Source organism: Azospirillum sp. (genome assembly GCF_050789165.1).
The window spans coordinates 107,771-131,915 of sequence record NZ_JBOZRT010000020.1; the positions used below are offsets into that span (position 1 = coordinate 107,771).

The 24,145-nt window shown below is 72.3% G+C and carries 22 protein-coding genes; 14 read left to right on the plus strand and 8 right to left on the minus strand.

What is annotated here, in order from left to right:
- Positions 1-147 precede the first annotated feature (147 nt).
- On the minus strand, positions 148-312 hold the full coding sequence (locus ACRWK7_RS03710) for a DUF1328 domain-containing protein (RefSeq protein WP_431854828.1): 165 nt from the start codon (positions 310-312) through the stop codon (positions 148-150).
- Positions 313-581: 269 nt separating this feature from the next.
- On the opposite strand from ACRWK7_RS03710, the gene ACRWK7_RS03715 reads away from it, so the two are divergent.
- Positions 582-1,208 carry a hypothetical protein gene (locus ACRWK7_RS03715; protein ID WP_431854829.1) on the plus strand — a complete coding sequence of 209 codons (627 nt, stop codon included), beginning with the start codon at positions 582-584 and terminating at the stop codon, positions 1,206-1,208.
- Positions 1,209-1,218: 10 nt separating this feature from the next.
- On the opposite strand, the gene ACRWK7_RS03720 is transcribed toward ACRWK7_RS03715, so the two are convergent.
- Together ACRWK7_RS03720 and ACRWK7_RS03725 are read right to left on the minus strand one after the other, a co-directional pair.
- Positions 1,219-3,288, minus strand: coding sequence for a YjbH domain-containing protein (locus ACRWK7_RS03720; RefSeq protein WP_431854830.1), 2,070 nt, complete (start codon positions 3,286-3,288; stop codon positions 1,219-1,221).
- 101 nt (positions 3,289-3,389) lie between these two features.
- Positions 3,390-4,604, minus strand: coding sequence for a pentapeptide repeat-containing protein (locus ACRWK7_RS03725; RefSeq protein WP_431854831.1), 1,215 nt, complete (start codon positions 4,602-4,604; stop codon positions 3,390-3,392).
- A 285-nt stretch (positions 4,605-4,889) separates the two neighbouring features.
- Here ACRWK7_RS03725 and ACRWK7_RS03730 point away from each other — a divergent pair, with 285 nt between their 5' ends.
- The 6 genes from ACRWK7_RS03730 (at position 4,890) to ACRWK7_RS03755 (ending at position 12,127) form a co-directional block, all read left to right on the plus strand.
- Positions 4,890-6,542 (plus strand): L,D-transpeptidase family protein, encoded by a 1,653-nt coding sequence (locus ACRWK7_RS03730; RefSeq protein ID WP_431854832.1) that lies wholly within the window; start codon positions 4,890-4,892, stop codon positions 6,540-6,542.
- A 256-nt stretch (positions 6,543-6,798) separates the two neighbouring features.
- The gene (locus ACRWK7_RS03735) at positions 6,799-7,377 is read left to right on the plus strand and encodes a DUF882 domain-containing protein (RefSeq protein WP_431854833.1); all 579 of its coding nucleotides are present in this window, start codon (positions 6,799-6,801) and stop codon (positions 7,375-7,377) included.
- A 246-nt stretch (positions 7,378-7,623) separates the two neighbouring features.
- Entirely contained in the window at positions 7,624-9,804 is a 2,181-nt protein-coding gene (locus ACRWK7_RS03740) for an ATP-binding protein (RefSeq protein WP_431854834.1), read from the plus strand.
- Positions 9,805-9,855: 51 nt separating this feature from the next.
- Complete coding sequence (locus ACRWK7_RS03745) at positions 9,856-10,431, plus strand: tetratricopeptide repeat protein (RefSeq protein ID WP_431854835.1); 576 nt, start codon at positions 9,856-9,858, stop codon at positions 10,429-10,431.
- 74 nt (positions 10,432-10,505) lie between these two features.
- Positions 10,506-11,303 carry a methyltransferase domain-containing protein gene (locus tag ACRWK7_RS03750; protein WP_431854836.1) on the plus strand — a complete coding sequence of 266 codons (798 nt, stop codon included), beginning with the start codon at positions 10,506-10,508 and terminating at the stop codon, positions 11,301-11,303.
- Positions 11,304-11,314: 11 nt separating this feature from the next.
- Complete coding sequence (locus ACRWK7_RS03755) at positions 11,315-12,127, plus strand: AraC family ligand binding domain-containing protein (RefSeq protein ID WP_431854837.1); 813 nt, start codon at positions 11,315-11,317, stop codon at positions 12,125-12,127.
- Between the two features lie 118 nt (positions 12,128-12,245).
- Here ACRWK7_RS03755 and pyk read toward each other — a convergent pair whose 3' ends face one another.
- The 4 genes from pyk to ACRWK7_RS03775 all read right to left on the minus strand — a co-directional run bounded on the left by pyk (position 12,246) and on the right by ACRWK7_RS03775 (position 16,339).
- Positions 12,246-13,685 (minus strand): pyruvate kinase, encoded by a 1,440-nt coding sequence (gene pyk / locus ACRWK7_RS03760; RefSeq protein ID WP_431854838.1) that lies wholly within the window; start codon positions 13,683-13,685, stop codon positions 12,246-12,248.
- Between the two features lie 87 nt (positions 13,686-13,772).
- On the minus strand, positions 13,773-14,543 hold the full coding sequence (locus tag ACRWK7_RS03765; RefSeq protein WP_431854839.1) for a FadR/GntR family transcriptional regulator: 771 nt from the start codon (positions 14,541-14,543) through the stop codon (positions 13,773-13,775).
- A 76-nt stretch (positions 14,544-14,619) separates the two neighbouring features.
- Positions 14,620-15,588 carry a DMT family transporter gene (locus ACRWK7_RS03770; protein ID WP_431854840.1) on the minus strand — a complete coding sequence of 323 codons (969 nt, stop codon included), beginning with the start codon at positions 15,586-15,588 and terminating at the stop codon, positions 14,620-14,622.
- A 301-nt stretch (positions 15,589-15,889) separates the two neighbouring features.
- Entirely contained in the window at positions 15,890-16,339 is a 450-nt protein-coding gene (locus tag ACRWK7_RS03775) for a MarR family winged helix-turn-helix transcriptional regulator (protein WP_431854841.1), read from the minus strand.
- A gap of 67 nt (positions 16,340-16,406) precedes the next feature.
- Between ACRWK7_RS03775 and ACRWK7_RS03780 the strand changes: the two genes are divergently transcribed.
- Together ACRWK7_RS03780 and ACRWK7_RS03785 are read left to right on the plus strand one after the other, a co-directional pair.
- Entirely contained in the window at positions 16,407-16,907 is a 501-nt protein-coding gene (locus ACRWK7_RS03780) for an N-acetyltransferase family protein (RefSeq protein ID WP_431854842.1), read from the plus strand.
- Entirely contained in the window at positions 16,904-17,260 is a 357-nt protein-coding gene (locus ACRWK7_RS03785) for a DUF488 domain-containing protein (RefSeq protein WP_431854843.1), read from the plus strand. The genes ACRWK7_RS03780 and ACRWK7_RS03785 overlap by 4 nt, the downstream gene beginning before the upstream one ends.
- A gap of 88 nt (positions 17,261-17,348) precedes the next feature.
- Here ACRWK7_RS03785 and ACRWK7_RS03790 read toward each other — a convergent pair whose 3' ends face one another.
- Entirely contained in the window at positions 17,349-17,759 is a 411-nt protein-coding gene (locus ACRWK7_RS03790; RefSeq protein WP_431854844.1) for a hypothetical protein, read from the minus strand.
- A 109-nt stretch (positions 17,760-17,868) separates the two neighbouring features.
- Between ACRWK7_RS03790 and ACRWK7_RS03795 the strand changes: the two genes are divergently transcribed.
- The 5 genes from ACRWK7_RS03795 (at position 17,869) to ACRWK7_RS03815 (ending at position 24,094) form a co-directional block, all read left to right on the plus strand.
- On the plus strand, positions 17,869-18,756 hold the full coding sequence (locus ACRWK7_RS03795; RefSeq protein ID WP_431854845.1) for an N-formylglutamate amidohydrolase: 888 nt from the start codon (positions 17,869-17,871) through the stop codon (positions 18,754-18,756).
- 3 nt (positions 18,757-18,759) lie between these two features.
- Positions 18,760-19,902, plus strand: a complete 1,143-nt coding sequence (locus ACRWK7_RS03800) for a carboxylate-amine ligase (protein ID WP_431854846.1) — start codon at positions 18,760-18,762, stop codon at positions 19,900-19,902.
- 58 nt (positions 19,903-19,960) lie between these two features.
- Positions 19,961-21,271 carry an O-acetylhomoserine aminocarboxypropyltransferase gene (locus ACRWK7_RS03805; protein WP_431854847.1) on the plus strand — a complete coding sequence of 437 codons (1,311 nt, stop codon included), beginning with the start codon at positions 19,961-19,963 and terminating at the stop codon, positions 21,269-21,271.
- Positions 21,272-21,287: 16 nt separating this feature from the next.
- On the plus strand, positions 21,288-22,076 hold the full coding sequence (locus ACRWK7_RS03810; RefSeq protein WP_431854848.1) for an alpha/beta fold hydrolase: 789 nt from the start codon (positions 21,288-21,290) through the stop codon (positions 22,074-22,076).
- A 119-nt stretch (positions 22,077-22,195) separates the two neighbouring features.
- Positions 22,196-24,094, plus strand: a complete 1,899-nt coding sequence (locus tag ACRWK7_RS03815; protein WP_431854849.1) for a PAS domain-containing sensor histidine kinase — start codon at positions 22,196-22,198, stop codon at positions 24,092-24,094.
- Positions 24,095-24,145: the final 51 nt, after the last annotated feature.

Sequence of the window (24,145 nt, forward strand, 5' to 3'; positions counted from 1 at the left end):
TCGGCAACGCCCTTGCGGGGCGTTGCCGAGGTGCGAGGCTAACATCGAGAGGCTTGGGGTACTCACACACGCGTCCAGCCGGGGAGGCCGGGCGCGGACGCCCACAGCGGGAAACCGGGCCACCCGCGAACGGGCGGCCGGCTGGATCTAGCGGCGCCGGACCAGACCCAAAATCAAGCTCGCCGCAAACAACACGATGAACAGGAAGAACAGAATCTGCGCGATGCCCGACGAGGCCGACGCGATACCGCCGAACCCCAAAGCGCCGGCCACCAGAGCGATGACGAAGAACACCAGAGCCCAGTACAGCATCTCGTCCTCCTTGTGCCGTACGCGCCGCGTTCCGGAACTCCCCGTCGGCGGCGTGTGATGTCAACAACACAATGGGCGGGCCAAGGTTCCCGTGCGGTGCACGAAGTCTGTCGCCGACGCCCGCCGGAGTTGCCGCGGCGCGTCTGCGGGACGGCTTTCGGCTTACCGACGGCGCGTGCGCAACGCGTCGCCCTTCTCCGGTGTTAAGGGGCGCGAGGCCGCGCCGACCCCGGCGTGGCCCGATCCCGCTTAGGGGAGGATGGAGAACGATGACACGCACCCTTCTGCTCGCCACCGCCGCGGCGGCGGCGCTGATCGCCGCGCCGGCGCAGGCGCAGACCACCGGCAGCGATGCCGGCGCGTCCTGGAACACGCCGCACCGCAGCAGCGCGTCGGGCCTGCCGACCGAGAGCCCGCAGGTCGAGAGCATCTACAACGACAACACCTACAGCGGCGTGGGCAACCGCGCCGTCAGCGGCAGCTCGACCACCACCACCCGCAGCACCACGATGGGCAGCGGCACGGTGATGGACAACACCACGACCGCCCCGGCCGGCCGGGTGACGACGCAGAGCGGCCAGCCCGGCGGCACCGCCGGCTGGTCGCGCAGCCAGACGACGACCTCGAGCGGCAGCACCGGCTACAGCTCGTCCAGCACTGGCAGCGGCTCGGTGATGAGCCGCGACGACATCACGACCCGCCGGGGCCGCGGCCAGAACGACCTGGAGCTGACGCAGACCTCGCTGCTGAACGAGTTCAGCGCCCAGGGCTACACGGCCGTCCGCGACTTCCGCAAGAACGGCCAGAACTACATGGCCAACGTGCAGGACCAGCAGGGACGCTGGATGACCGTCGAGATCGACCCGCGCACCCGCGCCATCTCGCCGGTGCGGTGATCGGGCTTCGCTAATCCAGCAAACGAGACCAGGTGCCGGCCAGCCGTCCATAGCCGGCCGGCACCAGCGTCTCGTACAGCGGCAGCGGCGTGCGCAGCCGCTGCCCGGCGTCGCGGCCCAGCGTGCGCGTCGCCACCTCCAGCGCCCCGCCGTCCGGCAGCCAGGGGCGGTCGCCGATCGGCACCACCAGCGCGATTCCCTGATCCAGCCGTCCGCCGATGCGGCTCTGCCCGCCGTCCGGGCCTTCCGTCCAGGTCATCTGCGCGGTCAACCGCACGCCGTTGTCGAAGCGGTGCGCCAGTTCCGCCGTGCCGCCCCAGTCGCCGCCGAGATAGCGGCCGAGCCGCAGGACCGCCGTCCGCGCGGCGCCATCCGACTCCCAGTACAGACTGAGATGGCCCGTGGTGTGCCCGTCCTGCGCATCGACGCGCCACGCCTCCCACGCCGGTCGCTTCCACACCCGGTTGAGGTCGAGCCCGACCGCCCAGCGCGCGGTCGGCGGCTGGTACAGCGCCTCGGCCCCGAAGCCGCCGAACATCTCCTCGAAATGCCCGGCCGACAGCCGCGTGTGCAGGCCCGGCGCCGGGCTGGCCAGCCAGGACGCGTGCAGGTGTTCGAGCCCGGCGACGCGTGCGGTGTAGAGCGCGAGGTCGCTGCGCACCGGCCGCTCCGCCGGCAGCGCCTGGGTGTCGAGCAGGGCAACGCTGCTGGCCACGTTGATCCGCACCCCGCCGCCGATCACCAGGCCGCGCCAGGGCGCCACCGACAGGGCGGCGTCGGTGTAGGTGCGCGAGGCGTAGGGGACGCCCTGCTCGAACAGGCTCTGCTCCAGCGTCGGGCGCAGCGTGAAACGCCAGACCGCCCGGCCGGGCGGCGGCGGCCCCACGGCCGAAGCGGGCTCGACGCGGGCGGTGCGCAGGATCTCCTCGGCGCTGCCGCGGCGGCGCAAGGCGCGCTCCAGCTCGCGGCGCTGCAGGGTGACGGCGACGCCGTCCAGGCCCTGCGCGCCGGTGACCACGGTGAGAGCCTCCACCTCTGCCGGGGCGCCATCGGCCAGCACGCGCGCGGCGCGGCCGAGGATGCGGGCCGGCACGAAGTCCCCGGTCGCCTCGTCGTCGGTGTCGAGCCACAGCACGGCGCGCTCGCGCGACACCACGGCGCCGCGCGCCGGCAGCCCGGCCGCGCGGGCATCGCCCAGGGCCTCCTCGGACGTCGCCGGACGGCCCTCCGGGCGCGGGCCGACGCCGGGTGGCGGCAGCGCCGGCGCGGCCGGAACCTCCTTGAGCGCCAGCGCCACCGCGAGGCGCAGCATGGCGCGTCGGCCCTGTTCGACGCCGGCGCCGATGTCCAGCCACGGCCGGGGCCGGTAGGCGAGGCCGACGTTCACCGGCAGGCCGCGGGTGAAGGTGGGATCGTCCTGCCGCTCGGCCCGCATGCCGTCGCCGGAGTATTCCAGCTTCAGCGACAGCCCGCGCAGCGGCGTGTGCCACTCGACGCCGCCGAAGGGCGCCACGTCGCTCCCGGTGAACCACGCGCGCGGGCCGCGGCTGCGCGGGTCGTTCGGGTCGCGGTCGCGCGCGAAGCGCCCGCCCAGCGGGTTGCGGAAGCCCCCGCCGCCGGCGAAGCGTCCCCAACCGAGCCCGACGCTGGCCTCCAGGTCCCGGAAGCGGCGCGACAGCACCACGTACTCCCCGGCGAAGCGGCCCTTGCCCGGCAGGTCGTAGCCGGAGCCGGTGACGTCCCGCCCGCCGACCGCGACCGCCGGCCACCATGGCCCCTCGCGCAGCAGCCGCACCTTGACGTCGAGGCCGGGATCGCTGAGGCCCCACCAGCTGGGATACATCGTGTCGCGCGCGCTGACCTCCAGCCAGGGCAGCAGTTGCGCCCCGGCGAACAGGTGGCGGTGCAGGCCGCCGACCAGCGTGACGCCGCCGGTTGCCGTGCCCTCCGACATCATGCGCGCCGTCGGGTTGAGCATCAGCCCGGCCCCGCCCCAGTCCGACAGCGACGGCGCCAGTCCCTCGGCGCGCACCGGCGCGGCGAGGAGGAGCAGGGCGAGGGTGGCGGTTGGGTAATTCACGCGAAAATCGCGAAGCCTGGAGCGTGTTCTCTCCTACGCTTCGCGAAACATGCGTATGAATGCAACCGGAAAAAGAGTGTCTCTCTCGCCGGAAGAGGGCGTTACCGCCGGCGCACCCCGGTGCCGGACAGTTGCGTGCGCAGCAGCTTCGCGCCGGCGAGGTCGGCGCCCTCCAGGTCGGCGCCTTCCAGGTTGGCGTCGCTGAGGTTCGCCTGCACCAGGCAGGTGCCGGTCAGGAAGGCGCGGGTCAGGTTGGCGCCCATCAGGTTGGCGGCCCAGGAGCGGCCCGTGGACTTGCCGCTGGGGTCGCGGATCTCCGCCGGGCCGAGGTGCACGGCGGTGAGGTCGCAGCCCTCCAGCCGCGCGTAGCTGAGGTTGGCGCCCGCGAGGTCGGCGCCGATCAGGTTGGCCTCCTCCAGGTTCGCGCCGGAGAGGTCGGCCATCATCAGGCGTGCCCCGCCCAGGGCCACACCGGCCAGATTGGCGCCGCGCAACGAGGCGGCGCTGAGGTTCACCCCGCGCAGGTCGGCGCGGCTGAGGTCGGCGCCGTCCAGCTCCGCCCGCTCGCCGCGCTGGCCGCCGCTCTCGATCCAGCGCTCGTGGTCGAAGATGGCGCGCTGGATCTCCGAGCCCATGGCGTCGATCGGCCGCGTCATCCGCGCGCCGGCCAGATCGGCCTGCGCCAGATCCACGTCGGCCAGCCGCGTGCCGACAAGGTCGGCGTCACGGAACACCGCACCCGTCAATGTCGCCCCGGACAGGTTGGCACCGTTGAGGCGGGCGTTGCTCAGGTTGGCGTTCAGCAGCACGGCGCCGCTGAGGTCGGCGTTCTGCAGGATGCTGTCGCTGAGGTCCGCCTCGGTCAGCACCGCCTTGCGCAGCACCGTGCCGGTCATGTCGGTGCACACGCCGCGCGCGCTGCGCGCGGTGGCGGGGCCGACGCGCTCCAGCACCATGGTGCGCAGTTCGGCGTGCACGCCGTCGCGGTCGGGGCGCAGCGCCGCCTTGCTGGCCGCCGTGCTGCCGGCGGACAGGTCGGCGCCGCGCAGGTTCGCTTCGGTGAAGTCGGCGGCGCGCAGCCGGGCGCCGCGCAGGTCGGTCTGCGACAGGTTCGCCCGCGTGATGTCGGCCTCGTACAGGTCGACGCAGAAGAGGTCGGCGCCGGCGAGGTTCGTGCAGTGCAGCCGGCACTTGACGAGCCGCGCGCCGACCAGCCGCGCCGCGCGCAGGTCGCGGTTCGCCAGGTCGGCCCCTTCCAGGTCGGCCAGCGCCAGGTTGGCGCGCACGCCGCCCGGCTGCCCGGTCACCCAGCGCATGTGCCGGTCCAGCACCTCGGAGAGGCGCTCCGGCCGGAGGGGGGAACCAGGAGGGGGGATTACTACGGTCTGCGTCGACACGGAGGCACACCGCAACGCACGGTTTCGCTGCTGTAACTATGCACGCACATTCCTTACCGAAGCCTAAACGGAATCGAACGCGCGAAAGGGGCAGGGGTGATGAGAAGGTGTGGCTGTCATGCCACGGTGTGCGGCGTATGGGAAACACCTTCTGGACAGGCACCAATTGCTTGGCCTAAGCAACCGGCCTACCCAGAGGCCCCGATGACCCGTCTCGCGCGACTGCTGCTCGTCCTTTTCGTCCTGGCGCCGGCCGGCGCATCGGCGCAGGAGACCGAACGGCTGTCCGCCGCCATCGCCGCGCGCCTCGGCTCCGACGACCGCGCCGTCTCCGGCCGGCCGCTCGACCTCGCCGCGGTCCGCCGCGTCTACGCCGGGCGCGAGTCCCGCCCGCTGTGGCTGGCCACGGACGGCGCGCCGACGCCGGCGGTGGCGCCGGTGCTGGAACTGCTGCGCGCCGCCGGCGCGGAGGGGTTGAACGCCACCGATTACCACGCCGAGATCCTCGCCGCGGCGCTGCCCGACGCCGACACGGTGGAGGAGCGCGTGGCCCTCGACCTGCTGCTGACCGACGCGGTGATGAAGTACGCCGCGCACCTGCGCGCCGGGCGCGTCCCGCCCAAGGCGATCAGCCCCGACTACGCCGAGGTCAAGCCGCCTTCCATCGACGCCGCCGCGCTCGCCGTGCGCGCTGCCGAGACCGCCGACCCGCGCGCCGTGCTGGCCGAGGCGATGCCGGTGCGTCCCGAATACGCCCCGCTGCGCGCCGCGCTGGCCCGGTTCCGCGCGCTGGAGGCGGCCGGCGGCTGGCCCGCGGTGCCGGGCTTCCGCGTGGCGAAGCTGGAGCCGGGCATGCGCGACCCGGCGGTGCCGGCGCTGCGCCGCCGCCTCGCCGTCACCGGCGAGTTCGAGGGCGACGCTGCGGCGACGGCCGACCTCTATGACCCCGCGTTGCGCGCGGCGGTGGAGCGCTTCCAGGCCCGGCACGGGCTGCTGGCCGACGGGGTGGTCGGCGTCGGGACGCTGGCGGCGCTCAACGCGCCGGTGGGCGAGCGCATCGGCCAGATCGTCGCCAGCCTGGAGCGGCTGCGCTGGATGCCCGACGACTTCGGGCCGCGCCACGTGGTGGTGAACATCCCCGACTTCTCGCTGAAGGCGGTGGAGGACGGCGCCCAGGTTCAGGAGATGCGCGTCATCGTCGGCACCAAGGCGCGCCGCACGCCGGTGCTGTCCAGCTCGATCGGGTCGATCATCCTGAACCCGACCTGGACGATGCCGGTCAAGCTGGCCAAGGAGGACTACCTGCCGAAGCTGCTGAAGGACCCGGGCTATCTGGAGAGCCACGGGATCTCGGTCTTCGCCAGCTGGTCCGCCGACGCGCCGCGGGTCGACACGCGCGATATCGACTGGCAGAGCCTGGGCGGCGGCATCGGCAAGCTGCGCCTGCGCCAGGACGCCGGTCCGGGGAACGCGCTCGGCCGGGTGAAGTTCAACATCGCCAACGACTTCGACGTCTACCTGCACGACACGCCGGAGCGCTGGAAATTCGAGAAGAGCATGCGTGCCCTGTCGTCGGGCTGCGTGCGCGTCGGCAGGCCGATGGAACTGGCCGACTTCGTGCTGGCCGGCACCGCCGAGTGGCCGCCCGAGCGCCGGCAGCGCCAGATCGACACGCGCGAGACGAAGACGGTGACGGTCAAGCGCCCGGTGGCGGTGCACATCGTCTACCAGACGGCCTGGGTGGACGCGGCCGGTACCGTGCAGTTCCGCGAGGACGTCTATGGCCGCGACCCCGAAATGCTCGAGGCCTTCGCCCGCCGCAGCAGCACCCCGCAACGCGTCGCGGAGGTGCGCTAGCCGCCGCGGCGATCGCTGCGATTCATTCTGAATCTCCGATTCGCCCCCGAGTCGACGCATTTTGCCTGCGCCGCGGACTTTCTGTGCCCTTTTCGTTACAGGAACGAAACACGAAAGGGCGGGGAAATGGGAGCGTTAACACGGCCGTTAACCTATGGTCGCTTGACAAGAAGGGGGTAGCGCACGCCTAAAGAGCCCGTTCATTCGGAGTAATGGCCCGTCCTAGGCGGGCGGGCAAGTGCGTGAAGGAGGCCATATGGCGGATGAGGGCGCCCTCTCCAATCCGGCAATGACCATCGGTCGTCGGGAGCTTCTGCGTTTCGGTTTCGCCGCGGCCGCCGCGGCCACGGTGCTCCACCCTGAGGAATCCCACGCCCTGATGAAGGCGCCGCCGCGGCAGCTCACCTTCGTCAACCTGCACACCGGCGAACAGGTCCGCGCCGCCTACTGGGCGCAGGGCCGCTATCTGCGCGAGGGCATGCGCGAGATCAACCGCCTGATGCGCGACCACCGCAACGGCGCCGTGCACCCCATCGACCCGCGGCTGATGGACGTGCTGTTCCACCTGCAGCACCGCGTCGGCGCGCGCGGCCCGATCCAGGTGGTGTCCGGCTACCGCTCGCCGCAGACCAACGCCCTTCTGCAGGAAAGCGACCCCGACGGCGTCGCCACGCACAGCTACCACATGGAAGGCAAGGCGGTGGACATCCGCCTGCCGGGCATGCCGCTGCGCACCCTGCACAAGGCGGCGCTGAGCCTGCGCGCCGGCGGCGTCGGCTACTACCCCAGCAGCAACTTCGTCCATGTCGATGTCGGCCCGCTGCGCCGCTGGTGATCATTCGCAGTCTGCACAACCCTTGCGCCCGGTCGCCCCGCTGGATTAAACCTTTATCCAGCTAAGGTTTTCCGGGGGAAGGGCCGATGGTCGGCGCGCGGTCACGGGCACGCTGGGTCCTCGCGCTCCACATTACCCTCGGGGCCAAGCCCGGCGCGACGGCCTGGGGTTTCGTGGTCGTCTCCCGCCCGATCGAGGGGCGGGAGGCCATGCTCCGTCGCGGCGCGCTGCCGGCCGGCGGCGCCGATGGATAGGCTCCCCCTCCAGCTGCTGTCGGAACCCTTCGTGCGGCGCGCGCGCTGGCTGCGCCGCGTGCTGATGTGGGTGCTGATGGCGGTCTCGGCGGTGGTGGCGGTGGCGCTGCCGCTCGGCGTCTTCGTCGCCGGCTACGTGGAGACCGCGACGCGCGCCCAGGCGCATGTCGAGTTTTCCGCCGACGGCGCGTCGCGCCTCGTCGGCACCTACCCGCAACACTGGCCCTTCATGGTCGAGCGGCTGCGCGACATCCTCGCCGACCAGCCGCTGGCCGAGAACACCTACGACGAACGCCTGTACGACGGCGCCGGCCGGGAGGTGGCGCGGGTGCCCGGCGCGCCACGCTGGCCGACGCTGACGCGCGAGGCGACGGTGGTGGACGGGCTGCGGCCAGTCGGCCGGATCGAGCTGACGGTCAGCCTGTGGCCGGTGCTGGTCAACGCGGTGATCGCCTTCGCGGTCGGCGCCGCCATCGCGCTGGCGCTGTTCCTCACCCTGCGCATCCTGGTCTTCCGCTTCATCGGCGACGCCGTGTGGGAACGCACCCGCACCCTTGCCGCCGCCAACGAACGGCTGGAATCGGCCATGGCCGAGCTGCGCCAGGCCAAGGAGGCGGCCGACGTCGCCAACCGCGCCAAGTCGCGCTTCGTCGCCAACATGAGCCACGAGATCCGCACCCCGATGAACGGCGTGATGGGCATGCTGGAGCTGCTGCTGGAGGGCGACCTGACGGACGAGCAGCGCCAGCTCGCCTCCATAGCCCGCGGCTCCGCGGTGGCGCTGATGGACATCATCGACGACGTCCTCGACTTCTCCAAGATCGAGGCCGGGCGCATGACCCTGACCATCAGCGACTTCGACCTCCGGCGTCTGGTCGAGGACGCGGTGGAGCTGTTCTCCGGTGCGGCGCGCAAGCGGCGGGTGACGCTGTCCTGCGACTTCGCGCCGGGCCTGCCGCGCTGGGTGCGCGGCGACCCGGTCCGGCTGCGCCAGGTGATCGGCAACCTGCTGTCCAACGCCGTCAAGTTCACCGAGGACGGGCAGGTGACGGTGCGCGCCGCCCCGGCGACGGGGGCGGATGGCGGGCCGCTGATCCGCGTCGAGGTGGCGGACACCGGCATCGGCATCGACCGCGACACCCAGGCGCGCATCTTCGCCGCCTTCGTCCAGGCCGACGATTCCGTCACCCGGCGCTACGGCGGCAGCGGCCTCGGCCTCGTCATCAGCAGGCAGCTGGCGACGCTGATGGGCGGCGCCATCGGCGTGGAGAGCGCGCCGGGCGTCGGCTCCACCTTCTGGTTCACCGCGCGGCTCGAGGCGGTCGCCCCCGCCGCCGGGCCGCCGCCGGACGGCCTGACCGTGCCGGCGGTGGCCGGCGCCCCCGAGCCGCGCGCGCTGCGCATCCTGGCGGCCGAGGACAACGAGGTGAACCGCACGCTGCTGGGGCACCTGCTGCGTTCGCTCGGCCATGAGGCCGACGTGGTGAACGATGGCCGGCAGGCCGTGGAGGCGTTCCGGCGCGCGCGCTACGACCTCGTGCTGATGGACTGCCACATGCCGGTGTCGGACGGCTTCAAGGCGACGCGCGCGTTGCGCGAACTGGAGCGCGAGGCCGGCGGCCGGCACGTTCCGATCGTCGCGGTGACCGCCAGCGTGATGGAGGAGGACCTGAAGCGCTGCCGCGCCGTTGGCATGGACGACTGGCTCGGCAAGCCGTACTCGCAGCAGCAGCTGCGCGCCATGATCGACCGCTGGACCGCCGGAGCGGAACCGGCCGGGCCGTCCGCCGCTGTTCCCCCGCCGTCCGCCACTCCACTCCTGGATCCCGGGGTTCTGGCGGAGCTGCGCGAGGCTGGCCGGCGCACCCGCACCGATCTGCTGGGCGGCGCGGCCGCGGTCTTCCTGCGCGACACCGAAACCAAGCTGGCGGAGATCGCCGCGGCGGCCGAGGCCGGCGATGCCGCGCTGGTGCAGGCCACCGCGCACTACCTCAAGGGGGCCTGCGGGCAGATCGGCGCGCGGGTGCTGGCGGACTCCTTCGCCGGGCTGGAGGCGATGGCGCGGAGCGGGCGGCTGGCCGAGGTGCCGGCGGCGCTGCCGCAACTGGCCGGCGCCTTCGCCGAGGTGCGCGCCGCGCTGGCCGCGGAGCTGGAGGCCACCCCCAACGGGTGAGCCACAAAAGCGTCCCTGGTGACGGGGTTTCGCACCTCCCACCCTTGATGAATGACGCTCGCTTGCACCTCTCTTCGGGCCGCCACGGCCGCGTTCGTCCTGGCCGGCTCCCTCGCCTTCGCCACGCCCGCGGCCGCCCGGCAGGACGACACGCGGCTGGGCGATCTCTTCAACCAGCTGCGCGCGGCGCCCACGGACTCCGCGGCGGACGCCATCGAGGACCAGATCTGGACGATCTGGCTGGATCATCCCGGCCGCGAGGTGCTGACGCTGATGCGCGCCGGCGTCCAACTGCTGCACAAGGACGACTTCGCGGGCGCGGTTGCCCTGTTCGGGCGCATCACCACGATGGCGCCGGACTACGCGGAGGGCTGGAACAAGCGGGCCAACGCGCACTACCTGCTGGGCGACTACCCGGCCGCGGTGGCCGACATCCGCAAGACCCTGTCGCTGGAGCCGCGCCACTTCGCGGCCTTGGCCGGGCTGGGGCTGGTGTACCTCGCCATCGAGGAGCCGGCCGGCGCGCTCAAGGCCTTCGAGGCGGCGCTCGCCATCAACCCGCACATGACCGGCATCCGCGAGCAGGTCGACAAGCTGCGCAAGCAGCTGGCCGGCGCGGCGCTGTAGCCGCTGCAAGAACGTTCAAGACGCCCCGCCGCCCATCCCGTTAGCCTTCCCCCGTCACGACGATGGGGCAGGGCATGGGCGGTTACGTGCACGGCTATTCGACTCGCGAGGCGGAGCGGCTGTCGGACCAGGCGGCGATCCTGCGCCCGCTGCTGCATCACGACACCGTGTTTCCGCCCGGCAGCCGCGTGCTGGAGGCCGGCTGCGGCACCGGGGGGCAGACCGGCGTCCTGCTGGACGGCACCCCCGGCATCCGCCTGACCTGCCTGGACATCGACGCCGGGCAGCTGGACCTCGCCCGCGCCCGGCTCGGCGGGCGGGCGGCGGTGGCGTGGCGGCAGGGCGACCTGCTGGCCGGGCCGTTCCCGGATGCCTCCTTCGACCACGCCTTCGTCTGCTTTCTGCTGGAGCATCTGGCGCTCCCCGAGCCGGCGCTGGCGGCGTTGCGGCGCATGGTGCGGCCGGGCGGCACCGTCATGGTGATCGAGGGCGACCACGGCTCCTGCCGCTTCCACCCGGAGACGCCCGAGGCGCTCGCGGCGTGGGACGAGCTGGTGGGGGCCCAGCGCCGGCTCGGCGGCGATCCGATGATCGGGCGGCGGCTGCACGGGCTGCTGGCCGGCGCCGGCTTCACCGACGTGCGGGTGTCGCCGCGGATGGTCTACGCCGACGCGGGAAACCCGGCGCTGCGCGAAGGCTTCGTGCGGCGGATCATCGTGCCGATGGTGGACGGCGTGCGTGCCCAGGCGATGGAGCGCGGCGTCGCTCCGGATGCCTGGGAGCGCGGCATCGCAGACCTGCTGGCGACCGACGCGGACGGGCGCGGCGCGTTCTGCTATACCTTTTTCAAGGCCACGGCGCGCGTGCCGTGAGGGAGGTGGCGGTGGACGGCGACCGGGTGCGGTGCTGGCGGGTGGCCGATGTGCTGGGCGGCGTCGAGGTGCTGCGCGCCGACGTGCGCCGCTCGTTCCCGAGGCATTTCCACGACGACTACACGGTCGGGCTGGTGACGCGCGGCGCCAACCGCTTCGCCTACCGCCGCGACCGGCTGGTGGCGCCGGCCGGCACGCTGTGCCTCGCCGACCCCGGCGAGGTCCACACCGGCGAGGCCGACGAGCGCGGCTGGTCCTACTGGACCGTGCACGTCGCCCCCGCCGCCCTGGCCGGCCTCCGCGCCGAGCTGGACGACCGGGCGTCCGCCCCGCCGGACTTCGCCTCGGGCGTGATCGGCGACGCGCGGGCGGTGCGTCTGGTCGCCGGCTTCTTCCGCACGCTGCACGGCGCCGGACCGCTGGAGCGCGAGAGCCGGGCGGTGGCGGCGCTCGGCCACCTGATCCGCGCGCATTCGGCGCAGAGTCCGCGCCCGCTGCCCGTTGGTCCCGACGCCGGGGTGGCGCTGCGCGTGCGCGACCACCTCGCGGACCGGCTGGCCGAGGCGGTCACGCTGGCGGAGCTCGAGACGGCAACCGGGGTGGGGCGGTTCCGCCTGCTGCGGGCGTTCCGCCGCACCTATGGACTGCCGCCGCACGCCTGGCAGATGCAGGCGCGGCTGGCCCGCGCGCACGCGCTGATCGCCGCGGGCAGTGCCATCGCCGACGCCGCGGCGGACGCCGGGTTCGCCGACCAGGCGCACCTGACCCGGCTGTTCAAGCGGAGCTACGGGTACACGCCAGGGGTGCTGGCGCGGGGACGGTGAAGTGCGGGCGCTGGGCCCCCACCCCATCCCTCCCCACTTCGTAGGGGAGGGAGCAAAACGGCGGAGTTCCTCCCCCGTCGAAGATGGGGGGAGGTTAGGAGGGGGGCCGGTGCGCGGCTTACCCCTCCACCCACGCAATGCGCAGGATGTTCGTGTTGCCCGGCGTGCCGAACGGCACGCCCGCGGTGATGACCAGCCGCTGGCCCTCGTTCGCCAGACCGTCGGCGAAGGCGATGCGGGTGGCCTTCTGCACCATCTCGGAGAAGTTCTCGACGTCCTCGGTCTGCACGCTGTGCACGCCGTAGGCCAGCGCCAGCCGGCGCGCCGTCTCGATGCTGGAGGTCAGGCAGAGGATCGGCACGTCCGGCCGCTCGCGGGCGGCGCGCAGCGTGGTCGAGCCGCTGGTGGTGTAAGTGACGATGGCCGCCGCCTCGATGGTGTGCGCCACCTGCCGGGCCGCCGCGGTGATGGCGTCGGCGGCGGTGTGCTGCGGGTCGGGGTGCTGGGCGTCCATGATGGTGCGGTAGATCGGGTCCTGCTCGACCCGCCGGGCGATGCGGTCCATCATCGACACCGCCTCGATGGGGTAGGAGCCGGACGCCGTCTCCGCCGACAGCATCACCGCGTCGGCGCCGTCGAACACCGCGGTCGCCACGTCCGACGCCTCGGCGCGCGTCGGCGACGGGCTGGCGATCATCGATTCCAGCATCTGCGTCGCCACGATCACCGGCTTGCCGGCGCGGCGCGAATCGCGGACGATGCGCTTCTGGATCGACGGCACGTCCTCGGCCGGCAGCTCCACGCCCAGGTCGCCGCGGGCGACCATCAGGCCGTCCGACATCTCGATGATCTCGTCGAGGTGCTGGATCGCCTGCGGCTTCTCCATCTTGCACATCAGCGCGGCGCGCCCGGCGACCAGCCGGCGGCCCTCGGCGACGTCCTCCGGGCGCTGCACGAAGCTGAGCGCCACCCAGTCCACCCCCTGGTCGAGGGCGAAGGCGAGGTCGGCGCGGTCCTTCTCGGTCAGCGGCGACAGCGGCAGCACCACGCCCGGCACGTTGACGCCCTTGCGGTCGGACAGCCGGGTGCCGCTGACCACCACGGTGTCGGCGTGGTCGGGCCCGCAGGAGACGACGCGCAGCCGCACCTTGCCGTCGTCGAGCAGCAGTTCGGCGTCGGGCTCCAGGGCCGCGAAGATCTCTGGATGCGGCATGCCGACGCGCGTGGCGTCGCCCGGCTCCTTGGACAGGTCGAGGCGGAAGCTCTGCCCCGGCGTCAGCTCGACCGGACCGCCCGCGAAGGTGGCGAGGCGCAGCTTCGGCCCCTGCAGGTCGGCGAGGATGGCGATGGGGCGGCCGGTCTCGCGCTCGAGGGCGCGGATCGCCTTGACGCGCTCGCCGTGGTCGTCGTGGCTGCCGTGGCTGAAGTTCAGGCGGAACATGTCGACGCCGGCCTCGAACAGCCGACGGATCATCTCCGGCGAGGACGACGACGGCCCGAGCGTCGCGACGATCTTGGTCAGGCGGAAGCGGCGGATCGAGCTGCCTGTGCGGGTCATGGTCTTTTCCTGATCGGCGGCGCGGGGGAGGGCGGTTCGGTGACCGGGACCGGTCGGCCAATCACCTGAAGGGTATGGGCGCGGATGTCAACCGGGGTTGCCGGCTCCCGTTCCCGCCGACAACGGCGTCGGGCCCTTGGAGCCCATGTCCTGATAGCGGCGCAGCACCCAGGCGAGGTGCTCGCGCATCGCCTCGGCGGCGTCGTCGGGGCGGCGGGCGGCGATGGCCGTGTGGATGGCGACGTGGTGCTGGTACATCCGCTCCTCGTCCACCGCGAAGGCGGGGGAATGGTGGAACTCCACCATCTGGCCCAGCGTCTCGCGGATGGTGGAGAGCAGGTGCAGGTACACCGGGCTCGACGCCGCGCGCCCGATGGCGAGGTGGAAGTCCATGTCGTCGGCGCTGCGGTTGCCGCCGGGCTTCGACATGGTGGCGACGATGTGGCCGATGGCGGCGATCTGCTCCTCGCTGCCGCGCTCGGCGGCGCGGCGGGCAGCCCAGGTTTCCAGCTGGATGCGGATCTCGACGAGGTCGTAGAGGTTGGCGAGCTGGACGCGCACCATCTCGGTCAGCGCGCCGTCCATGCCGCCGGCCGAGGACACCACGCGCGTGCCCCCGCCCTGCACGGCGGTGAGGAAGCCCTGCGTCTTCAGCTTCTGCAGCGCGGCGCGGACCGACACGCGGGAGACGTTCAGCTGTTCGGCCAGCTGGCGCTCGCCGGGCAGGCGCTGGCCGGGCTCCAGCTCGCCCTTGCCGATGCGGTCGAGGATGCGCTCCGCCACCCAGTCGGAGACGCGCTGCGTGCTGTCGGAACCGGTGGCGGGACTGTCGTCGGACACGCTGGAAACTCCCGTCATGGACCTCACTCCGATTCCGTAACCGCGCACACGTGGTGCGTCAACCCGTCAGGAATACTGACCGCCTTGCGCGTTTTCATCGGGATCCCCGTCGTGCCAACAGGATTCCCAGCAGAACGATCACCGCCCCCGCCGCCTGCCACGGCCCCAGCGGTTCGCCCAGCAGCGCCCAGGCCAGCACCGCCGCGGCCGCCGGCTGCACCAGCAGGCTGACCGAGGAGAAGGACGCCGGCAGGTGCGCCAGCGCGTAGGCGATCAGGCTCTGCCCGCCGGCGTGGCTGAACAGGGCGAGGCCCAGCAGGATCGCCCAGCCGTAGGCCGTGCCGGCGACCAGGCTCTCGCCCGAGTACAGCGCGATGGGCAGCAGCGCCGCCGCGGTGACGCCGCCGCTCCAGGTCATGATGGTGGCGGTCGAGAACTCGGAGCGCAGGCGCCCGACGGTCAGGATGTAGCCGCCGTAGAACATGGCGGTGACGAGGCCCAGCGCGTCGCCGAACAGCGCGTCCATGGACAGCTTGAAGCTCTGTCCCATCAGCACGATGGCGCCGACGATGGCGAGGACGAGGCCGGCGATGAAGGTGCGGGTGAAGCGCTCCTTGAACAGCAGCCAGGAGACCGGCGCGACGAAGATCGGCGCGAAGTTGGCGAGCAGCGTCGCGTTGGCCACCGAGGTATACTTGATCGACCAGTGCCAGCTGGCGAGGTCGCCGGCGAAGAACAGCCCGACCGCGGTCAGCCGCAGATAGTCCGCCATGCTGGACGGCCGGCGCGAGCGCGGCCCGGAGTCCGGCTCCAGCCGCATCCACAGGGCCAGCGCCGGCACGGCGAAGGCCACCCGCCAGAACGCGGTGGCGGTCGGCCCCAACTCCGACAGGCGGACGAAGATCGGCGAGAAGGCGATGCCCAGCGCGCCGGCCAGCAGCGCCACCAGGGCGATGCGGGCGGTGCGGTCGGCGTGGCTGTGCGCGGTGGCGGCATGGCTGGCGTCGGGCATGGGGGCCTTATAGTCGGGCAGCCGACCCTGCGCCAGACGGGGCGACGGCATGGCTCGTTTGCGCGGCGCACTGTGCGTGCCGAGGCGCACCGTCGTGCAGGGGCGGCGGCTGCACGCCGGCGACTTTAGGCGGATCTTCCTGCCGTGGCAACGGGGTGCGCGGGACCGTCCATGCGCCGCCGCGCGGCACTTGGTTCGAGCGCTAAGGATTTGGCATGAAACGGAATGAGGCGCCTTGGAACGGACGGCGGAGGTGTGCTGCATGGCGGGGCGCCGGAGGAGCGCGATGTGGGACTATCGTCCTGTCGTGTCGGCAGCGGCGGCGCAACGACGGGGCGGTCCTTGCGGGACCTCACGCGTCGGTCAGGCCTTCGCTCTCCGCCGCCAGCCGGCGGGCGAGGTCGGGGGAGAGGCGCTCCGCCAGCTTGTCGTTCGCCGCGCGCCACAGCGGCAGCGCCGCCTCCAGCCGGCGGGCGCCGGTTTCGGTCAGCCAGACGGCGCGGCGGCGCAGGTCGCTCTCCACCGCGGCGATCTCGATTAGGCCGGCGGTCTCCAGCGTGCGCAGGTTGCGCGACAGCGTCGATTGGTCCAGCCCGCTGCGCCGCGCCAGCGCGCCCAGCGTGTCGTCCGAGGAGGCGGCGATCTGCGCCATCAGGCCGAGCTGCGCGGTGCTGAGCCCGCTCCCGGCCAGTTCTCGGTCGAGGAACTGGGTGATGCGGCGGGCGGCGAGGCGGCTGTTCCAGCCGGCGCACGCGGCGCCCAGCGCCGCGGCGTCGGTACGGAGGGTCTTGCGATGTTGCATGCGGCTCCTCATGGATGTATGTATCTACATCATTTGTAGATGCAAATAAAGACGGGAGGAGCGGGCGATGAGCACGGAAACGTCCGTCAGGCGGCTGGAGGCCGCCGACGCGGAGGCCTATCGGGCGCTGCACCTGGAGGCGCTGCGCGCCCACCCCGCGGCGTTCGCTGCGTCCTATGAGGAGGAGTGCGACCTGCCGGCCTCGGCCTTCGCGGCGCGGCTGGAGCAGTTGGCGGTGTTCGGCGGCTTCGTGGACGGCGAGCTGGCCGGCATCGCCACGATGCAGCGGTTTCCGCAGCTCAAGCGCCGGCACGTGGCGATGGTCTGGGGCATGTACGTGCGCGAGGGGCAGCGCGGCTCCGGGCTGGCCGGCGCGATCCTGGGCGCGGTGCTGGCGTGCGCCGAACGGGAGGTCGACCAGGTGGAGCTGTACGTCGCCGTCGGCAACGACCGCGCCAGCCGCTTCTACCGCAATCTCGGATTCGAGCCGTACGGCGTGATGCGGCGCTCGCTGCGGGTGGACGGCGTCGACCACGACGCGGAGATGATGGTGAGGATGTTCCGATGACCGCGCCGGCGATCAAGCGCGTGTACGACGCGCCCGAGGCGGGCGACGGCGTGCGTATTCTTGTGGACCGGCTGTGGCCGCGCGGGATCTCCAAGGACAAGGCGGGCATCGACCTGTGGCTCAAGGACATCGCGCCCAGCGATGCGCTGCGCAAGCGGTTCCACGGTCATCCGGAGGATTGGCAGGAGTTCCGCGCCGCCTACGCCGAGGAACTGCAAGGAGCGGCGGCGCAGGCGGCGGTGGCGGAATTGCGGCGCCTGCTGGATGCGGGCGAGGTGACGCTGCTCTATGCGGCCAAGGATGAGGCGCGGAACAACGCGGTGGCGCTGAGGATGTGGTTGGAGGGGGCCTGAGGGCCGGATGAGTAGCCGCATCGGGCCCCCTTCCCATCCTTCCCCCACTTCGCGGGGGAGGGGCAGGGTGGGGGCCCGGCGCAGGCCCTCACCCGCAATTCGCCACGCACACCCGCGTCTCGGTGACCGTCCCGCCGCAGGCCTCGAAGCAGCTGCGGTACGTCGCCGTGCACGCGTCCCGGCAGCCGGTGAAGGAGCACAGCCTCCGGTACCGGTCCGCGTAGTCGAAGTACGTCAGGCCCGACCCGGCCCGCCGGTTGCGGCCGCTGTCCGGATCGGTGTCGATGTTGTAGTCGCGCATCGCCCGCGACTCCGCGTCGCTCAGGCACAGCCGTTCGCGTCGGTCGCAGGACTGCGCGCAGGGCGCGCGTTCGGCTTGGCAGCGGGCCACGCATTGGCGCCCCTCCTCGCTCGTGGGCGGGGCGAAGTGCAGGGCGGTCTCCATCACCGGGGTGCAGCCGGCAAGCAGCAACAGCAGGACGGCCGACTGTGGTCGCATGGCGCGGGCTTCCCATAATGACAGGACGGAATAAAGCTGGCGGTCCGCCGGTTCTCCGGCAAGCCGGCTTCGGCTTGCCCTTTCGTTCGTCCGCGATACAGTTGGTGCCATGACCCTGCGTTCCTCCCCCTGCGAGCCCGCCAGCGACGATGCTCCGGCCGACGCCGCGCCGGCCGGGCAGAGCCTGCCGCCGCTGCTGGGCGACGACGATCCGCCGGCGGTCCGCGTCCTCAACGGCGACGGCACGGCGCCCTTCCTGCTGGTCTGCGACCACGCGTCGTGCGCCATCCCCAAGGCGCTCGGCACGCTCGGCCTGCCGCCGGAGCAGCTGGTCCGCCACATCGCCTGGGACATCGGAGTCGCCGAGCTGACGCAGCTGCTCTCCGCGCGCTTCGACGCGCCGGCGGTGCTCTCCGGCTACTCGCGCCTCGTCATCGACCCGAACCGCGCGCTCGAGGACCCGACCCTGGTCCCGGCGATCAGCGACGACGTGGTGGTGCCCGGCAACCGCGGCCTGCGGCCGGAGCAGGTCCGGCAGCGGGTGGACGCGCTGTTCCGCCCCTACCACGACACCGTCGCCACCATGGTCGCGTCCCTGCACGACAAGGACGAGCGCGGCTGGGTGGTGCCGGCGATCGTCTCCATCCACTCCTTCACGCCGGTGATGCGCGGGTTCGAGCGGCCGTGGCACGTCGGCGTGCTGTGGGACCGCGACCCGCGCATCCCCCTGCCGCTGATCGAGCGGCTGCGCGCACAGGGGCGCTGGGTGGTGGGCGACAACGAGCCGTACTCCGGCCGCAACACGCTGGGCGGCACCGTTGAGCAGCACGCCACCCCCGCCGGCCTGCCCAACGTGCTGATCGAGGTGCGCCAGGACCTGATCGCCGACAGCGCCGGCGTGGCCGAATGGGCCGACGTGCTGGGCGACGCGCTTGCCCCCATCCTCGCCGATCCGGCGTTGTACCGCATCGAACACCATCCGCGACGGGACGATTGACGCATGCAGGAACCGGCCTTCACCCTGGGTCTCGAAGAGGAATACCTGCTGGTCGACCGCGCGTCCCGCGACATCGTCCCCTCGCCGCCGGAGGAGATGCTGGCGGCTTGCCAGGCCAAGGCGCCCGACCAGATCCACCCGGAGTTCCTGCGCTGCCAGATCGAGGTCGGCACGCCGGTCTGCCGCACCGTCCAGGAGGCGCGGGCCGAGCTGGCGCGGCTGCGCGGCACGGTGGCGGGGGTGGCGGACGCCTACGGCCTCGCGCCGATCGCCGCCTCCACGCACCCCTTCGCCGCGTGGGAGCCGCAGAAGCACACCAACCGCGACCGCTACAACATGCTGGCGCGCGACCTCGGCGCCCCGGCGCGGCGGCTGATGATCTGCGGCATGCACGTGCACGCCGGCATCGAGGACGATGACCTGCGCATCGACCTGATGAACCAGATCCGCTATTTCCTGCCGCACCTGCTGGCGCTCAGCACCTCCTCGCCGTTCTGGCGGGGGCGGGTGATGGAACGCAAGAGCTACCGCCTGTCGGTGTGGCACGAGCTGCCGCGCACCGGCATGCCCGACGCCTTCGACAGCTACGGCGAATACCTGCACCACGTGAACGTGCTGGTGAAGACCGGGGTGATCGAGGACGCCACCAAGCTGTGGTGGGACATCCGCCCGTCGACGCGCTTCCCGACGCTGGAGATGCGCATCACCGACATCTGCACGCGCCTCGACGACGCCATCACCATCGCGGCGCTGTACCAGTGCCTTCTGCGCATGCTGTGGCGGCTGAAGCTGCGCAACGTGGCGTGGCGGCCCTACAAGAACCTGTTCATCGAGGAGAACCGCTGGCGCGCCCAGCGCTACGGCCTCGACGACGGGCTGGTCGATTTCGGCCGCGGCGAGATCGTCGCCTACCCCGACCTGCTGGAAGAGATCCTGGATCTGGTCCGCGAGGACGCCGAGCATTTCGGCTGCCAGGCGGAGCTGGAGAACGCCCGCGACATCGTCCGCCGCGGCACCAGCGCGCACCGCCAGGTCGCCATCTACAACGAAGCCCTGGAGGCCGGCGCCACCGGCTGGGAGGCGCTGCACAAGGTGGTGGACTGGCTGGCCGAGGAGACGGTGCTGGGGGTCGAGCCGGTGGCTTGACGCTTTCCCGCGCCCCCCCTACGCTCCCCGCCCATAACCAGGGTAGGGAGGCCGGGCGATGGCCGAGGCGAAGTTCCTGAAGTTCGACACGCTCAGCCTGCACGCGGGGCAGCAGCCCGATCCGGCGACCGGGGCGCGCGCCGTGCCGATCTACCAGACCACCTCCTACGTCTTCCGCGACACCGACCACGCCGCCGCCCTGTTCAACCTGGAGCGGCCAGGGCATATCTACAGCCGCATCTCCAACCCCACCGTGGCGGTGCTGGAGGAGCGCATCGCGGCGCTGGAGGGCGGCGTCGGCGCGGTGTGCACCGCCAGCGGGCAGGCGGCGCTGACCCTCGCGGTCACCACGCTGATGGGGCAGGGCGGGCACATCGTCGCGTCCGCCTCGATCTACGGCGGCAGCCGCAACCTGCTGGCCTACACGCTGCCGCGCTTCGGCATCGAGACCACCTTCGTCAACCCGCGCGACCTCGACGCATGGCGCGCCGCCGTCCGGCCGGAAACGCGGCTGCTGTTCGGCGAGGTGCTCGGCAACCCCGGCCTGGAGGTGCTGAACCTGCCCGAGGTGGCGCGGATCGCCCATGACGCCGGCGTGCCGCTGCTGATCGATTCGACCTTCTGCACGCCCTACCTGTGCCGACCGCTGGAGCACGGGGCGGACCTCGTCATGCACTCGGCCACCAAGTGGATGGGCGGGCACGGCGTCGCCATCGGCGGCGTGCTGGTGGACGGTGGCACCTTCGACTGGGAGGCATCGGGCAAGTTCCCGACCATGACCGAGCCCTACGCCGGCTACCACGGCATCGACTTCGTCGAGGAGTTCGGCCCGTCGGCCTTCATCATGCGCGCCCGCGCCGAGGGCCTGCGCGACTTCGGCGCCTGCATGAGCCCGACCAACGCCTTCCACATCCTGCAAGGCGTGGAGACGCTGCCGCTGCGCATGAAGGGGCACATCCACAACACCCGCCGCGTCGTCGGCTTCCTGGAATCGGAGCTGTACAACGAGAAGGGCGCGGTGGCCTGGATCAGCTATCCGGAACTGGCCGACCACCCCGACCACGCGCTGGTCTCGGCGCTGCTGCCCAAGGGGGCGGGGTCCATCGTGTCGTTCGGCATCAAGGGCGGGCGCGCCGCCGGCAAGCGCTTCATCGAGGCGCTGACGATCTTCTCGCACCTCGCCAACGTCGGCGACGCCAAGTCGCTGGTGATCCACCCGGCCAGCACCACGCACGCCCAGCTCGACGCCGAGGCGCTGAAGGCCGCGGGCGTCGGCGAGGAGATGATCCGCCTGTCCATCGGGCTGGAGGACTGCGACGACCTGATCGACGACCTGCGCCAGGCGCTGCGCGCCGCCCAGAAAGCCTGAGAGAAAGGCTGACCCCATGGACCTGACCGTCAACGGCGCCCCCGTCTTCGCCCACACCGGCGGCCGCCCCTTCGACCCGGACCTGCCGTCGGTGGTGCTGATCCACGGCGCCGGCATGGACCACACGGTGTGGAGCCTGCAAAGCCGCTATCTCGCCCACCACGGCCGGTCGGTGCTGGCGGTCGACCTTCCGGGGCACGGCCGCTCCGGCGGCGCGCCGCTCGGCACGATCGCCGCGATGGCCGACTGGGTGATGGCGCTGCTGGACGCCGCCGGGGCGGCGAACGCGGTGCTCGTCGGGCACTCCATGGGCGCGCTGGTGGCCCTCGACGCCGCGGCGCGGCACCCGGACCGGATGTCCGGGCTGGCGCTGCTGGGCGTCGCCGAGCGCATGCCGGTGCACCCCGACCTGCTGAAGGCGGCGGCCGACAACGACCCGCTCGCCATCGACCTCGTCACCGGCTGGGGCTTCGGGCCGCGCGGCCACGTCGGCGGCAACCCGGCGCCGGGGCTGGCGCTGCTGCCGGCCGGGCGGCGGCTGATGGGGCGGCAGGCGCCGGGCGTGCTGGGCATCGACCTCGCCGCCTGCAACGCCTACGCGCAGGGCGCGGAGGCGGCGGCCAGGGTGGCCTGCCCGGCGCTGTTCCTGCTGGGCGCGCTCGACCGCATGACGCCGGCCAAGGCGGGCAAGGCGCTGGCGGCGCTGGTGCGCGGCGGCACGGCCACCGTGCTGCCGAACATCGGCCACATGGTGATGGTCGAGGCGCCGGACGCCACCACGGACGCGCTCGCCGCGCTTGGATAGGCGGCCTCTGTTACGGCTTGGTCATCGGTGGGTAATAATTAGTGTTTAAACCATACTGAGGATTGACCGTGCGCGTGCGGCGTGTCGGCCGTACGTGTCCTCCCCGGATGGGACTTGGTGTGCAGCTCAGTCAGCGATACTTCAGCGCCCTGCTGGCGAACTCCTCCGACGTGATGGGGGTTCTGTCGCGCGACGGGCGCTTCACCTTCGTCGGCGACAACGTGCGCAAGGTGTTCGGCCACACGCCGGAGACTCTGATGGGCCGGCCGCTGGCGGACTTCGCGCACCCCGCCGACCGCGTCGCCCTGACCGAGCGTCTGGCCTTCCGCGCCGCCTCGCCGCAGGGCAGCTTCGGCACCAGCGCCTTCCGCATGCGCGATTCCGAGGGCGGCTGGCGGCACGTCGAGGCCACCGGCTGCAACCTGCTGGACGACCCCGAGGTGCGGGGGATGGTCGGCAACATCCGCGACATCACCGAACGCGTCGAGGCCGAGCGGCGGCGCCGTGAGAGCGAGGTGCTGTACCACACCCTGGCCGAGGCGGCGCCGGTGGGGATGTTCCGCGTCGGCGCGAACGGGCGGATGCTGTTCGCCAACCGCCGCATGGCGGTGCTGACCGGCCTGCCGGCGACGCACATCATGGACCATGGCTGGATCGCCGCCGTCCATCCCGCCGACCGCCCGCGCATCGAGGAGGAGTGGGCGCGCTGCCTGTCCACCGGCGTGGCGCTGATGACCAACTGCCGCCTGCTGGGTGCGGAAGGCACCACGGCGGCGGTGTTCCTGCAGACCACGCCGGTGCGCGACGCCGAGGGAACGCTGCAGGGCTGCATCGGCTCGCTGACCGACATGAGCGAGTACGTGCGCACCGCCGAGGCGCTGATGGTGGCGGAGGCGCGCAACCGCTCCGTCGTCGAGGCGGCGGCCGACGCCATCCTGACCGTGGACGAGGAAGGCATCGTCCACAGCTTCAACCCCGCCGCCGAGGCGATGTTCGGCCTGGGCGCCGCGGAGATCGTCTGGCACCGGCTCGACCGGCTGATCCCGGGCGACGTGGTGGAGCGGCACAAGGCCTACCTGCGCGCGCCCGGCGAACCGGGCAAGCCGGTGGCCGGCGGCTGCATCGGCGACATCCGGGCGCGCCGCGCCGACGGCACTCTGTTCCCCATCGAGCTGTCGGTGGCCGCCCTGGAGGTGCAGGGGCGCCGGCTGTTCACCGCCATCGTCCGCGACGTCACCGAGCGCAAGCGCATCGAGGCGGAGCTGATCCGCGCCCGCGACGCGGCGGAGGCCGCCGACCTCGCCAAGTCGGCCTTCCTCGCCACCATGAGCCACGAGCTGCGCACGCCGCTGAACGCGGTGATCGGCTTTGCCCAGGTGATCGAGATGCGCCTGCTCGGCCCCGACGCGCTGGACCGCTACACCGAATACGCCTCGTCGATCCGCCAGTCGGGCGAGCATCTGCTGGGGATCATCGACGACATCCTGGACATCTCGAAGATCGAGGCGGGAAGCCTGCAGCTGGGCGAGGCGCCGGTGGACGTCGCCGACGTGCTGGGCCAGTCGCTCAACCTGATCGCCATGCAGGCCGGCAAGCGCGGCGTGGCGGTGACGCTGGACCTGGAACGCAACCTGCCGCCGCTGCGGGTGGACGAGCTGCGGCTGCGGCAGATCCTCGTCAACCTGCTGTCCAACGCGGTCAAGTTCTCCGACACCGGCGGCCAGGTGACGGTGGGTGCGCGGCGCGCGGACGATGGCGGGCTGGAGTTCGTGGTGCGCGACGAAGGCGTCGGCATGGCGCCGGAGGACATCCCCAAGGCGCTGGAGCGCTTCAGCCAGGTCGACCAGTCGATGACCCGGCGCCATGAGGGTACGGGCCTCGGCCTGCCGCTGACCAAGCGGCTGGTGGAACTGCACGGCGGGAGCCTGCGCCTCGACAGCGCGTTGGGCGAAGGCACCACGGTGACCGTGCGGCTGCCGGCGGCACGGGTGATGCGGCTCGAGGATCTGCTGAGGTAGGTCCTCGTGTTGGGGGGGGCCCCCCCCCACCACCCCCCCCCCCGCCGGGGG